Annotated in this window: 14 protein-coding genes; 9 read left to right on the plus strand and 5 right to left on the minus strand. The window is 50.7% G+C overall.

The window, feature by feature from the left end; translation table 11 throughout:
- Nucleotides 1-282 (plus strand): tRNA-guanine transglycosylase (locus IQ260_RS16880; RefSeq protein WP_193994280.1); only part of this gene is annotated, 282 nt, incomplete at its 5' end.
- A 91-nt stretch (nt 283-373) separates the two neighbouring features.
- Nucleotides 374-511, plus strand: a complete 138-nt coding sequence (locus IQ260_RS16885; RefSeq protein WP_193994281.1) for a photosystem II reaction center protein K — start codon at nt 374-376, stop codon at nt 509-511.
- Nucleotides 512-586: 75 nt separating this feature from the next.
- Here the strand turns inward: IQ260_RS16885 and IQ260_RS16890 are convergent, their stop codons facing one another.
- On the minus strand, nt 587-1,048 hold the full coding sequence (locus IQ260_RS16890) for a hypothetical protein (RefSeq protein ID WP_193994282.1): 462 nt from the start codon (nt 1,046-1,048) through the stop codon (nt 587-589).
- A 377-nt stretch (nt 1,049-1,425) separates the two neighbouring features.
- Here IQ260_RS16890 and IQ260_RS16895 point away from each other — a divergent pair, with 377 nt between their 5' ends.
- Nucleotides 1,426-1,854, plus strand: a complete 429-nt coding sequence (locus IQ260_RS16895; protein WP_193994283.1) for a tetratricopeptide repeat protein — start codon at nt 1,426-1,428, stop codon at nt 1,852-1,854.
- Here IQ260_RS16895 and IQ260_RS16900 read toward each other — a convergent pair.
- Entirely contained in the window at nt 1,851-2,057 is a 207-nt protein-coding gene (locus tag IQ260_RS16900; RefSeq protein WP_193994284.1) for a hypothetical protein, read from the minus strand. The two genes, IQ260_RS16895 and IQ260_RS16900, sit on opposite strands and share 4 nt — an antisense overlap.
- A gap of 90 nt (nt 2,058-2,147) precedes the next feature.
- Nucleotides 2,148-3,764 carry a serine/threonine-protein kinase gene (locus IQ260_RS16905; protein WP_193994285.1) on the minus strand — a complete coding sequence of 539 codons (1,617 nt, stop codon included), beginning with the start codon at nt 3,762-3,764 and terminating at the stop codon, nt 2,148-2,150.
- A gap of 477 nt (nt 3,765-4,241) precedes the next feature.
- Here IQ260_RS16905 and pheT point away from each other — a divergent pair, with 477 nt between their 5' ends.
- Complete coding sequence (gene pheT / locus IQ260_RS16910; RefSeq protein ID WP_193994286.1) at nt 4,242-6,665, plus strand: phenylalanine--tRNA ligase subunit beta; 2,424 nt, start codon at nt 4,242-4,244, stop codon at nt 6,663-6,665.
- A gap of 67 nt (nt 6,666-6,732) precedes the next feature.
- Here pheT and mrdA read toward each other — a convergent pair whose 3' ends face one another.
- The gene (gene mrdA, locus IQ260_RS16915) at nt 6,733-8,562 is read right to left on the minus strand and encodes a penicillin-binding protein 2 (RefSeq protein ID WP_193994287.1); all 1,830 of its coding nucleotides are present in this window, start codon (nt 8,560-8,562) and stop codon (nt 6,733-6,735) included.
- A 283-nt stretch (nt 8,563-8,845) separates the two neighbouring features.
- On the opposite strand from mrdA, the gene IQ260_RS16920 reads away from it, so the two are divergent.
- The 5 genes from IQ260_RS16920 (at nt 8,846) to IQ260_RS16940 (ending at nt 13,484) form a co-directional block, all read left to right on the plus strand.
- The gene (locus IQ260_RS16920; RefSeq protein WP_193994288.1) at nt 8,846-10,015 is read left to right on the plus strand and encodes an ABC transporter ATP-binding protein; all 1,170 of its coding nucleotides are present in this window, start codon (nt 8,846-8,848) and stop codon (nt 10,013-10,015) included.
- A gap of 165 nt (nt 10,016-10,180) precedes the next feature.
- Nucleotides 10,181-11,329 carry a polyamine ABC transporter substrate-binding protein gene (locus IQ260_RS16925; RefSeq protein ID WP_193994289.1) on the plus strand — a complete coding sequence of 383 codons (1,149 nt, stop codon included), beginning with the start codon at nt 10,181-10,183 and terminating at the stop codon, nt 11,327-11,329.
- 4 nt (nt 11,330-11,333) lie between these two features.
- Nucleotides 11,334-12,266, plus strand: a complete 933-nt coding sequence (locus IQ260_RS16930; protein ID WP_228016189.1) for an ABC transporter permease — start codon at nt 11,334-11,336, stop codon at nt 12,264-12,266.
- Nucleotides 12,263-13,072, plus strand: coding sequence for an ABC transporter permease (locus tag IQ260_RS16935; protein ID WP_193994290.1), 810 nt, complete (start codon nt 12,263-12,265; stop codon nt 13,070-13,072). The genes IQ260_RS16930 and IQ260_RS16935 overlap by 4 nt, the downstream gene beginning before the upstream one ends.
- A 253-nt stretch (nt 13,073-13,325) precedes the next feature.
- Nucleotides 13,326-13,484 carry a hypothetical protein gene (locus tag IQ260_RS16940; protein WP_228016190.1) on the plus strand — a complete coding sequence of 53 codons (159 nt, stop codon included), beginning with the start codon at nt 13,326-13,328 and terminating at the stop codon, nt 13,482-13,484.
- An 8-nt stretch (nt 13,485-13,492) separates the two neighbouring features.
- Here the strand turns inward: IQ260_RS16940 and psb35 are convergent, their stop codons facing one another.
- Nucleotides 13,493-13,711 carry a photosystem II assembly protein Psb35 gene (gene psb35 / locus IQ260_RS16945; RefSeq protein ID WP_193994292.1) on the minus strand — a complete coding sequence of 73 codons (219 nt, stop codon included), beginning with the start codon at nt 13,709-13,711 and terminating at the stop codon, nt 13,493-13,495.
- Between the last annotated feature and the right edge of the window lie 39 nt (nt 13,712-13,750).

Below are 13,750 nucleotides of genomic sequence, written 5' to 3' on the forward strand. Positions count from 1 at the left end.
GCTCTAGTACAAGGGGAGCGGTGGAATCTGAAAAACCAGAAGTTTCGGCGGGACCTGACGCCTCTAGATGAAACCTGTCCCTGCTACACCTGTCAAACCTTTACTCGCGCCTATCTCTGCCATTTAATTCATGCCCATGAACTACTGGCCTATACGCTGTTATCCATCCACAACATCACGGAGCTGATTCGCTTTACCCAGTCCATTCGTAAAGCAATTTTACAAAATCAGTTCGCTGTAACGTTCCAAAAGTGGCTAGAACCCTCTGAAAAGAATGACTAGGTAAATTATTAACAAACTTTAGGCGACACCGCAGCATGTTAAGATGTGAGTCAATTATTAAGCAAACTGTCGCCAAAGTAGAGAGGTTCTCATGGATGCGGTCCTACTGTTAGCTAAACTTCCCGAAGCTTACCAAGCATTTTCTCCCTTGGTAGATATTTTGCCTATTCTACCTATCTTTTTCTTGCTTCTAGCCTTTGTTTGGCAGGCCTCTGTTGGTTTTCGGTAAAGCTTTTCTCATATTGCTACCAACTTCTTAATAAAAAGGGAGATATGCTTAAGCGTATCTCCCTTTTTATTTTTGCTAAAGGGTCATGTGGGTATAGGCATGCTGTTTCACATTATCTTCTGTGGTCACCTGGTGAGAAGCATTTAAGATCCGCTTTTTTTCCGTAGAAAAATTCACCTCAGAAAACGTCTGCCCATGGGGCACCGTTGTCTGAATATCCGCTCTGGTTTGATAGGTTCTAGCAGCAGCCATGGCACGCTCTACAAAGTTTTCACAGAACTGGGCGTCATTAGTATCACCGAGCAACGGTGTTACGGTCGGCTGATTATCTTTGACGATCTCACCGAGCTGCAATCCATACAGCGTCTTATAGGCTGTGGGGACTCCTTTTACTAACGCTTCGAAATAAGCCGAGGGAACTGGCTCAAAGACCTTGACTGGTACGACATTACCGTCTTGTTTTGCAAAGCAGTGGGCTAAACCCACAATTACATAGTCGCTGTCTGATAACGCCGCTGGAACAGTAGATAGAGTCATAGGGTGCCCGCAACAATTTTGATCGCTTTACTGCTCCTAATCGTAACGTTCTCGGTCTGATGGCAAAACACTACGGCTGAATCCGTTATAAAACCCCAAGAGTTTTAACGTTTGGCAACCTAGAGCGAGCGATTCCATCGCAGATTCCGCACTCAACGCGTAAATTTACATAGAATTCTTGACTCAGACGGTATGAGATTGAGATCGCTCCGTTTTTTTGCGGTTGGGCTCACAACATCAGCCATGCAACGATCTGACTAATCAGTCAGGCCCTCTGTTGTATTTACCCAACTCAGAGCTAGGCCACAACATCAACCCACCATTATAGCCATCCTCTAATAATCCTTTACCGTGAACGATAGGGAGTGATATATCCCATGCAGTCATCGGCAACTTCTACACCTGACGAATCTAATCGAGCTCCATCAATAGCTAATGGGGATCAAGTTTATGTCAATCGGGCCAAATGTCATGCAGCTATGGGACATCTGCAGGAAGCCATCGCGGACTACGATTGTGCCATCGACATTAATCCCTACAACATTAACGCCCGTCTGCAGCAAGGCATCCTTTTTAGAGAACTCAAGCTGTACGACGATGCCATCGTCTGTTTTGGCTTGGCCTTATTTTTAGGAGGTCTAAAGGCCCCCATCTACGCAGAGCGAGGTCGAGCTTACCACTTAGATGGGCACTGGAACTATGCAATTGGTGACTACCAGCAAGCACTGACCATCCTCCACCAATCTCCTAGCCCATCCTTAGTAGGACAGATTCAAACTTGGATGTCTGAACTGCTTGACCACTAATCAATAGAAATTTTTTGGGGACCCTTACCGGCATCGTCATCATCGCTTTGGCTAGACACATCAGCCCCCTGATTTTCTAGCCAGCTTTTTACTGGATCATCACTCAGATCGAGCTTTAGCAGCCCAGATGCAAACCCGCTCAAAAAGGCGACGGGCTGCCCTAGGATCTCTTGCACAATGGGTGTCAGCTCATCGAGAAACATAGATTTAACAGACTGTTACAAAAATACCTTAGTTATCCTAACGCGGCTCAGGAACAATCGGTGGCAAATAGAGGGAAATCCTTCAGGGCTCTAGCGCAGCCCCCGACGACCATTGGGATAGATGGTTGACCAATTTGTTTTAGTCGTGGCCAACTGAGCCTCAGTCAAGTTAGCGCCCGTTAAGTCTGCTCCACACAAATTAACCCCTTTGAGATTAGCCCCCGCCAGGTTACTGCGATTCAGGTTGGCTCCCCGCAGATCGCTATTTTCTAAGTTTGCTTCTCCCATGTAAGCATTGGATAACTTAGCATTTTTCAAATTACACTGACGCAAATCGGCTTTACTGAGATTCACATTGGTCAGGTCAGCCCCTTGCAAAGCACAGTTCATTAACTGAGCCCCAGCAAAACTAGCGCCGCTCAGCACCATCCGCTGCAGGTTAAGCCGCCCAAAATTCTGTAGCGAGAAGTCACGATGGCCTCGCTCATACGCTTTTTGTACAGCTTCAGGGGTGATTTTTTTACCTTGCCCAGAAAATGGACCCGATTGGCTTGAACTACTTGAGAGTAAATTACCCGCTGAACGACGGGGAGCAATGGGGGAAGCCCCCTTAGTATTTTGGCGACGTTCTCGTCGAGCCCGAATAGCTGCCGCCAGACGAGCGGACGGAGATGCCCCTGATGTAGAGTCATCTAACCCTAAAACGGATGCCGTATCGTCGCTGTTAAAGGTAGGCTGGCTGGTCGGTCCCACATCTTTAGGAGCAGTGGTGGGAATAGCCATATTTTGAGCCAAGCTATGGAGATAGGGTTCTAGATCCAGATCGCGCAGAATAGCATCAGCAGAACTATAGCGGTGCCGCACTGAAATTTCGAGCATTTTACTCAAGACCCCCGCAAAATGCTCACTCACTTTCACATGCTGCTGCCAAAGGATTTCCCCAGACTGAGGATCGTAGGACATTTCCTTAGGTGACTTTGCCGTTAGGAGATAGAGACAGGTAACCCCAATGGCATAAATATCACTGGCATACACGGGCCGCATCGCCATCTGCTCGGGGGGAGCATAGCCCGGTGTACCCACAGCATAGGCGGTTAAAGCTGTATGCCCTGACTCTTCATTCGCCTTCACCGGATTAACCTTATCCTTGACGGCGCCAAAGTCAATCAGTACCAACCGTTTGTCAGCATCGCGACGGATCAGATTAGCCGGTTTAATATCACGGTGTATGACTTGATTACGGTGAATGTACTGCATGACCGGCAGTATTTCACTCAGAAACTGTTTGGTTCCCGCTTCACTGAAGGCCCCTCTGGTTTTGACCTCTTTTTGAAGGGTGGCACCGTGAATATATTCCTGAACCAGAAAGAAATCCGTACGAGCCTCAAAATAATCTAACAGCCGTGGTAGCTGGGGATGGTTACCAATTTTGCCGAGGATTTTGGCTTCACGGGCAAATAAATCGCGAGCCATTTGCATCACATGGGGAGCTGCTGTAGTCGGCTGTAGCTGTTTAATCACACAGGGAGGACAGCCTGGTAACCCCTCATCATGGGCTAAAAATGTAGTCCCAAAGCCTCCTTTGCCCAGGGCACCACTCACACGATAGCGATCGCGCAGCAGCAGAGTGGATCCACAGGCAAGACATTCTCTCGCTGTAGAGGGATTTTTGGGACTAGGACACTCTGAATTGATACAGTAGGTCATGTAGCTTTAGCCACCCTGCTCATATCTCTATGACTGGGGCTATGGTTAACTATGGCACGACATCTTCTCAAACACTGGGGCAAAGAATAACCCTTTACCACTACATCCATAGGGAATGAAACCGATTGGAATTTACTCCAGTACTCTCTAATTACACTGGAATTCGCAACCATCAGTCATGAGTAATGGAATCGGTAAGATTCTTTCAATAGATTAATTTTATTCCTTTCCAACTTTAATAAATTCCCTGGGAGAGATCCATATAGAAACGGGATCAACGCTAATGCAACCCTGCGTTGAGAATAATCGTAGTAGATCTTTTTATTATCCTTATTATCTTATCCAATCGTTAACGGTACTAGTATCAATTTATGAATTCGACCCACACCTCATCACCAAACCGACGGCTTAACATAGGGCTTCAACGGTAGAATAATTTGGGTTTATTGCTGCCCATACCCTTTCAATTCAGGCTCCATGCGCATTTCTGTCAACTGGCTCAAAGAATTTGTCGATCCACAGCTAACGCCTGAGGCCATTGGTGATGCCTTAACCATGGCTGGGTTCGAAGTTGAAGATATTGAAGAGCGCCGGACCTGGGCTGATGGGGTTGTTGTCGGTAAGGTCATGGAGCGTCAGCCCCATCCTGATGCCGACAAGCTCAGCGTTTGTACCGTGGACATCGGAGAGGCTGAACCGTCAACGATTGTCTGTGGTGCAGCCAATGTCCGGGCAGATATCTATGTGGCTGTTGCAACGGTCAAAACCTATCTCCCCCAGGTAGATCTCAAGATTAAGTCACGGAAAGTACGCGGGGTAGCCTCTGCGGGTATGATTTGCTCCTTATCTGAATTGGGTCTGGCCAAAGATTCAGAGGGTATTCACATATTTGAGCAGCCTGACCTGCAGGTAGGGCAAGATGTGCGGCCATTACTGGGGCTAGATGACACCGTACTAGACCTGTCATCGACTGCTAATCGTGCCGATGCTTTGAGCATGGTAGGGATTGCCCGAGAAGTGGCTGCGATTACTGGGGCAAAGCTGACGCTACCCATTGAAGACTTGACAGTGCCGACTGCTGCCAAACGTCCGATTGAGATCGCGCTCCCACATCCCAAGGCCTGCCCCATCTACATTGGCACTGTGCTAGAAGACGTCAAAATCGGCCCGTCTCCTACCTGGCTGAAACAGCGCTTAGAAGCGTCGGGCACCCGTCCGATTAACAATGTGGTCGATATCACTAACTATGTGCTGCTGGAATGGGGGCAGCCGCTCCATGCCTTTGACTTAGATAGGCTGAGCCAGGGAAAATCCACCACCGTTAGCGTTCGCTTTGGTAAACCGGGTGAAACGATTAAAACTCTGGACGATAAGGAACGCCAGCTGCAGGAGCAGACCCTGGCGATTACGGCCAACGATCTACCTGTGGCCCTCGCCGGAGTCATGGGAGGCGCAGAGTCTGAAGTCCATGACCAGACTCAAAATGTCTTTTTAGAAGCTGCTTTTTTTGATGCCGCAGTGATTCGGCGCTCGGCCCGTAGCCAGGGCCTGCGCACTGAAGCCTCCGCCCGCTACGAACGGGGTGTGAATCCAGCAGAGTTAGATCTAGCAGCGAGTCGGGCGATTCAGCTGATGGTGGAGCTAGCCGATGCCAAGATCACCCATCAACAAGACGTTCGTACTGAGGTCGGCCAAATTACCCCTACGCGCTCCGTCGGCCTCCGGCTAGCGCGGGTACAGCAGATTTTAGGTAGCTATATCGCTGAGGATGGTCAGGTTACAGAGCTAAGTGCCGCTGATGTGGAGGATACGCTAACGCGACTGGGATGCAGTTTGACCGACGAAGCAGCCGGGAGATGGACCGTCTCTGTACCGGCTTACCGCTATCGTGACCTAGAGCGGGAAATAGACTTGATCGAAGAGGTGGCCCGTCTGTTTGGCTATAACCGCTTTGGCAATACCCTACCTCAGCAAACCTCGCGCGGACGCCTTTCACCAGAGGCAGCGCTGGCACGACAGCTGCGGGCAGCATTTCGGGGGGCCGGGCTGACGGAAGTACTGCACTATTCCCTGACCAATCCTGCCCCTGAGAGGGTCGTTCTGGAAAATCCACTATTTACAGAATATTCTGCCCTGCGCTCCGATTTACTCTCAGGTCTCATTGACGGGTTTCAATTTAACTTGGAACAGGGTAATGGCCCCCTCAATGCTTTTGAAATTGGCCATGTGTTTGCCAACGAAGACGGTCAGCTCAATGAGTACGAGCGTGTAGGTGGCATTTTGGGCGGCAATGCTGCCCACGGTCAGTGGACTGGCACCACCACAGCAATGACCTGGTATGAGGCAAAAGGTATCCTTGAAACCGTATTTCAACAGGTCGGTCTGGCTGTTGACTATCGGCCCGACAGTGAAGACGCACGGCTACATCCTGGGCGCACGGCTTCTTTGTGGGTACGCGGACGGACTCGCTTGGGCACCTTTGGTCAGCTGCATCCACGGCTGCGTCAGGAGCGGGACCTGCCGGAAGCCGTCTATGTCTTTGAGTTAAATTGGGATGCGATCGCAACCTGTCTGGTCAGCGACCGGTTCCGGGCTCCCAAGTTCAAAAGCTATTCCTCCTATCCGGGCTCTGACCGCGATATTGCCTTCTACGCGCCCACAGATGTCTCAGTAGCAGACCTAGAAAAGCTGATTGCCCGCACAGGCGGCCAGCTGCTAGAAACTGTCACCCTGTTTGACCAGTACACTGGCAAAGGCGTGCCTGACGGTCAGCGGAGTCTGGCCTTTCGGATGTGCTATCGGGCGAGCGATCGCACCCTCACCGATCAAGACATTGACCCACTCCAGGATAAAATTCGCGCTGCCCTTGAGAAAAAGTTTAAGGTGAGCCTCCGCAGCTAGCAATCGAGGTTAGGCGATGAACGGATACCCCTTCTGTTCACTGCTCTACTCCCAGCTCTATCCTCGGTTATCCTGCCGACGCTTTTGGCGGTGGCGTTGGACCTTTTTGCTGTTTGATTTTGCTAAAGTAGGCTTCTAGCACCTGTTTTGCCATGGGAGCCGCAAAGGAGCCGCCGCCGCCACCCGAATGCTCGCCAAAGGACACCACTAAAATTTCTGGGTCGTCAAAGGGCGCATAGGCCCCAAACCAAGTGTGATTCTCAAAGGGTGGAGCCTCCGCAGTGCCGGTTTTGCCTGCCGCATTGGGGATTGTGGCAACGTTGAGGCTCGTGGCTGTCCCGCTGGTGATCACCTGACGCAGCCCGTCTTGAACCACTTTGACAGTTTCTGGCTGCATGCCTAGAGATGTTTTCCACTGTTTGGTTTCAGCACCATCTAGTAGCAGGTGGGGGGTAACCCGATAGCCGCCGTTGGCTGCGACCGCAAACATCACCGCCGTCTGCAGTGGGGTCACCTGCATATAGCCCTGACCAATGGTCATATTGATGGTGTCACCCAGATACCATTCTTCTTCAAACGTTTCTTGCTTCCAAGCTTCGTCTGGCACCAGACCGGGGGACTCTTCGGTAACTAGCTCTATACCGGTTTTAGCGCCTAGACCATAGTTGCGCATCCACTCAATCAGGGGTTCGTGTCCCATGCGCATACCCACCTGGTAAAAGAAGGTGTCGCTACTCCACTTCAGGGCACCCGCAAATCCCAAGGGGCCAAAACCGGCATTATTCCAATCCCAAAATAAGATGCCCCCAGCGTTGATATTGGGATAGGTGGGTAGGACTGTGGTTGCAGGAAATGTTCCTGACTCAATGGCTGCCGTTGTGGTGATGATTTTGAACGTGCTGGCCGGGGGATAGGCTTGCAGGGAGCGGTTGAGAAAAGGATTACCCCGGCTGTTGAGCTGCTCCCACTGGGCCTGGGTAATGCGAGTAGAAAAAATATTGGGGTCAAAGGTGGGACGACTCACCATCGCTAAAATAGCCCCATCCCGAGGATCCATGGCCACAATGGCACCAATGGTATCTCCCAAGGCTTTTTCGGCGACCTTTTGCAGTTCCAGATCCAACGTTAGGCGAATATTTTGACCCGACTCAGGCGGTTTTTCACCCATGATGCTGAGCACGTTGCCAGCGCTATCTACCTCAACCTGCTGACCGCCCCACACACCCCGTAACATCGATTCAAAGGACTTTTCAGAGCCCATTTTGCCAATGATGTCCCCCAGGCGATAGTCCTCGTCTGCCTCCGCCAGCTGGTCAAATTCTTCCTCGTCAATTTCTCCGGTATAGCCAATCACATGGGCAGCCAAATCACCATTGGGGTAGTTGCGGATGGCTTCTGCTTCCACCCGTACACCGGGTAATTCTGGGGAATATTCTGCTAACGCGGTGGTTTGGGCCGGGCTCAGACCCCGTGCGATCGCAATTGACTGGGTGGACTCATACCCCGCCGTTTCAATCCGCTGCTGGATCTCATCCTCAGGAATTTCCAGCAGCTGCGCTAGACGCTGCACCACCTGGTCACGCTGATCAACCGGCAAAGCAATCGGCCAGATCGAGACCGTATGGGACAACCGACTGCCTGCCAAAATCTTGCCATTGCGGTCAAACATAGTGCCCCGAGCAGGTCGTCGAGGCAGCAGTAAAATTCGATTTTCTTCGGCTAGCTTACGGTTGCGATCGCCCTCCACCAGCTGCAGGTAAAATAACCGACTGCCAATGCCCCCCAGCATCACCAAGGACAAAACAATCATCATGATCACCGACTGATATTGGCGACCAACGGTGCGTCCTCCCTTTTTTTCAATCGTTGCGGTTGAGGAGTATTGAAAAAAGGCCATGATTGACGGTGAGCGAGTTTCTTGAACTTAGAACAAGGTGAAGAGAAGGGTCCAGGGTAGACCAAGACTGTGACCAGTGTAGCCCCTAGCCTCTGACGACGACTGAACCTCCCAACGATTAATTGGGATTTTGAGCGACTCCCCGTAAAATAATGGGCATTGCTGATCCTCGGGATGGTTTTAGTCATGAGGAACCGTCAAATGGCAACGGCGACAGATCGGCTCATCCTCTAAATCAGCAATCGCAATAATGCAAATGGACCAATCATGAGGGTTGCATCCTATGGCTCAAACCATCTCTGCGCCACCGGTAAAAACAACAACGGCATTGGATGTAGAACTCAAAGACGTGATCAAAGCCTTTGGTGACGACATCGCCGTTCAAGGGCTGAGTTTACAAATTCGCCAGGGAGAGTTTTTTAGCATCCTGGGACCGTCAGGCTGCGGTAAAACGACCACATTGCGAATGATTGCCGGGTTTGAAACGCTGACCTCAGGTGAGCTGACCATTCAGGGCCAGTCGATGAACGGTGTCCCCGCCCATCGTCGCTCGGTCAATACCGTTTTTCAAAGCTATGCCCTGTTTAATCACATGAGTGTCTGGGATAACGTCGCCTTTGGCCTCAAGATTCGCAAAATTCCCAGGGCCGATCTACGCCAGCGCGTGGGAGAAGCCCTCACCCTGGTCCAGATGGAAAACTTTGCCAAGCGGTATCCTGCCCAGCTATCGGGGGGACAAAAGCAGCGAGTAGCCCTAGCTCGAGCCCTGGTCAATCGGCCTGCGGTGATGTTACTGGATGAGCCACTGGGAGCGTTGGACCTAAAACTGCGCAAGCAGATGCAGGTAGAACTGTCTAACCTGCACCAGCGTCTGGGCATCACCTTTATCATGGTGACCCACGATCAAGAAGAGGCACTGTCCCTGTCGGATCGCATTGCGGTCATGAAAGAGGGTCGGATTGAACAGGTGGGTTCACCTAGCGATATTTATGAACAGCCCAGCACCGCCTTTGTGGCTGATTTTATTGGCGATACCAATTTGCTATCGGGTGAGTTTTTGACGGGGGATAACCAAACCTGGCTAAAAACAGAGAGTGGGTTGCAGGTTGCGATCGCACGCCAGATCACCCCCAATAACAACAGCGGCACCAGCCGTGTAGATGCCAGCCGCATAGATGTCAGTATTCGTCCCGAAAAAATTCACCTCAGCACCCAAACTGACACCGCCCAACCCAACACCTATGAAAACTGCTATCCAGGCACCGTAAAACACACCCTATATACAGGTCCCCACATTCATTGCATTATTGAATTAACCACAGGGGAACAGTTGCGAGTGTTGCAACCCAACCACATAAAATATTCACCAGAGACCCTGGTTTATGTAGCTTGGTCAGCGACCGACTGTCAGGTACTCGATGCCAGTACCCAAAGGAGTTCTGTGACTCCATAGCACCGATGAATCTGTTCTACGTCTCAATCATTGAACACCTTGCAATTATCCTGACTAAAACTGGTCTAAATAAAGATCTACACGAACAAATTGCCATCTCCCGATAGCCTAAGCTCAAGGAGTGGCCTTAAAGTATTCATGGTGTCTGCTTAGAGGAGAAAGACTGTGCCCCGCCGACTATCCCGCAACTCGCTGCTTTCGCGTACATCCCGTCGTCGTTTTCTACAGGGTTCTGCCGCAGCCCTAGCTGGAGTGGGTCTAGCCAACTGTCAGCGCACCATCGGTGAGGCCGGTGAGACCGATACCGCCTCTACCGATACCGCTCCCGACACAGCTCAGGCATCGGGTACGCTGCATATTTACACCTGGGCAGACTATACAGACGATGAGCTGGCAGCACAGTTTACCGAAGCCACCGGTATCGATGTCAAAATCGATGTCTACGATTCCAACGAAACCATGCTGGCAAAAATGCAGGCTGGCGGTGGTGCTAACTACAGTCTGATTTATCCCTCGGACTACATGGTCACGGAAATGATCGACCTTGGTATGCTCACAGAGCTGGATAAGTCTCGCCTAGTTGGCTTAGACAAAATGCGTGAGAAATGGAAAAGTCCTGTATATGACCCTGAAAACACCCACAGCATTCCCTACAGCTGGGGAACCACAGGACTACTTTACAACTCTGAGGTACTCACAACACCGCCCACGGATTGGAACTATCTGTGGGACAACAGCGATGTGCTATCGCGCAAAATGACGTTGCTTGACGATGTCCGCGAAACTATGGGAGCCGTCCTAAGCTCCTTAGGCTATTCCTACAACGCCACAGACCCAGCCGAGCTAGAGGAAGCCTATCAAAGGCTGTTAGAACTTAAACCATCGCTCGCCTCCTTTAAATCCTTTGGCTGGCAAGACGAACTGCTCAGTGGGGACCTGCTGCTGTCTATGGTCTATTCCGTGGAAGGGATTCCGGTCAGCCTTGAAAACCCCACCTTTAAGTATGTGATTCCAGAAAGTGGCTCTTCGGTTTGGACCGACACCATAGTGATTCCTACCTCAGCCCCCAATGTGGATGCGGCCTACGAGTGGATCAACTTCAACCTGCAGCCTAAGGTCTCTCAAGAAACAGTAGAGCGGCTGTTCTTTGCCACCCCCAATGGTGAAGCCATGACCATGCTCTCCAAAGACCTCCTCGACAATCAAAATCTATTCCCACCAGAAGAGCTACTCGCCAAGTGCGAAGGAATTGCTCCCGTGGGTGAGGCCAACGCCCTCTACGACGAGTATTGGACTAAGGTTACTAGCGCCTAGGGCAATGGCTAAAGGCATACGTAAAGACCTAAGACCTGTGGCGGCTCTGACAACAAAGCCCTCTGCTGTGGCTACCATAGGACAAAAGCTGAGGGCTAGTGTTAGGCCCCTGGGGCTATTGGGACCCTCAGGTGTATGGCTGTTCCTGCTCATGGTGCTGCCCACGTTGCTGATTAGCGAGTTAAGTCTGGTTCCCGGCCTTAGACCAGGTCAGCCGATTGAAGGCTACGGCTTACTCAACTATCTGCGAATTTTGGAGCCTACCTATTTGCAGGTTTTACGACGCTCAGCCACCTTTGCCACGGGCACTACCCTGCTCTGCCTGCTGCTGGGCTTTCCCGTGGCCTACTGGTTAGCCCTGATGGCGCCCAAACGGTGGCGCAATTTGCTGCTGGTGCTGTTTATTTTGCCTCTGTGGACATCGTCGCTGCTGCGCACCTATGCCTGGATTACGCTGCTGAGATCGTCCGGCGTCATTAACTTGGTACTGACCACACTCGGACTACCGACCCAGTCTCTGATGAATACCCATTGGGCCGTCTATATCGGTATGACCTATAGTTTCTTGCCCTACATGGTGCTGATTTTGTATGCCTCGTTGGAGCGATTAGATCTCAAGCTCCTAGAGGCTGCCGCTGATTTGGGAGCAACGCCACAGACAGCCTTTTGGCGGGTGACAGTGCCCCAAACGTTGCCAGGGATTGCGGCGGGCTGTCTGCTAGTCTTTGTGACCAGCCTGGGAGATTTTGTAGTGCCCACCTTGCTCGGTGGCCCTAACAGCATGACCATTTCTCGGCTGATCTACAACCAGTTTTTAGGGGTGGCTCGTAATTGGGGCTTTGGGTCTGCGCTGAGTATGGTGCTGATTTTAATGGTGAGCCTGGCGATCTCATTGCTGCTTAAATATGGCGATCGCAACCCTGAAATCTATTCATGAAACCTGCTGCCCCTGCCAAACATCAACATTTGCGGAAGCGTCCTTCATGGCAGGCGCTGCTCACCCTAGTCATGTACAGCTTTATGTATATTCCCATTATTGTTTTGGGGGTGTACAGCTTTAATGAGTCTCGATATGGCGCGATTTGGAAAGGCTTTAGCCTGACGTGGTATCGCAAACTCATGGGGGATGAACGTCTGTTTTTGGCCCTTGGGGACAGCCTCAAAATTGCCCTATGTGCCGTGGCGGTATCGTCGGTTCTAGGCACCCTCATGGCCGTAGGGTTGTCCAAGTATCGGTTTCCTGGAAAGTCTCTCTATGTTGGAATTTCCTACCTACCACTGATTATTCCAGATATTGCGATCGCAGTGGCCACCCTTGTCTTTCTGGCCTCAGTGGCCGTGCCCCTAAGTCTATGGACCGCCATTGCCGCCCACATGGTTTTCTGTTTGGCCTACATTGCCATTGTGGTTTCTAGTCGCCTCAATGGCTTAGATCCGAACTTAGAAGAAGCGGCTTTAGATCTAGGAGCCACACCTACCCAGGCTCTGCTCAAAGTCCTAATTCCCCAACTGGCCCCAGCTATTCTGTCAGGTTGTTTGCTAGCATTTGTCCTGAGTATGGACGATTTACTAATTTCCAGCTTTACCGCAGGCGGGGCCAACCCCCTTCCCATTGAAATCTTTAGCCGGGTCAAAACCGGCATTAAACCCGACATCAATGCTCTGAGCGTCTTGCTAATTTTGGCATCAGGTCTGATTGCTGCCCTCTCAGAATATTTTCGATGTAAGAGTGAACGAGTCTAAATAATGTTTGATAATGTTTGAACCTTGCTACAGAGATTATGGTCTCGTCAACGTCAGACTAGATCACAGAAAACTGTAGCAACGATCACATATTTTGAGCCTTTAAATCACGGACTCAGCCTTGCTTAGACAGCATAGTAGGAGTAGACATAAAAGTTCTCTTCACCGACTTTATGACTAATCTTCCTGTAGTTGTCCTGGAGTAAGTACGATGCTAAACAGCAATGCTACGACTCAATCGCTAGAGAGTCTAATGAGTAATATCCTGCGCTGCCGCCGGATCACTAGAGAAACTCAACGCATGCTGATGTCATCTCTGTTAGGCAAAGCTCACCTCAACAATGATGAGCAAGCACAGGTAGCCAAAATTTTTGAAGCGATTACCCAAGGGCGTCTCAGGGTAATCGATTAGGTTGCAAACTACTCGGCGGAATCCGAGGACTGCCCATCAGTGTCCTTGACTTCAACATCCGGCACGAAGTCAGGGCGCGCAGCATCTTCCCAGCCGGGGGGACGCTTGGAGTTATACCAAGCCAGTGAACCAATAACGACTGCCGCAATAAAACCGACAACATAGACTAACTGAAAGTAGTACATCGGAACACCGGATGCGCTAGCTTCCCCTAACAAAAATGCCATAGACAGGCTTATCCTCTTATGTAAATAGCTCGGTTAAGA

The sequence above is a fragment of the Leptolyngbya cf. ectocarpi LEGE 11479 genome (genome assembly GCF_015207065.1).
GTDB lineage: Bacteria > Cyanobacteriota > Cyanobacteriia > Phormidesmidales > Phormidesmidaceae > Leptothoe > Leptothoe ectocarpi.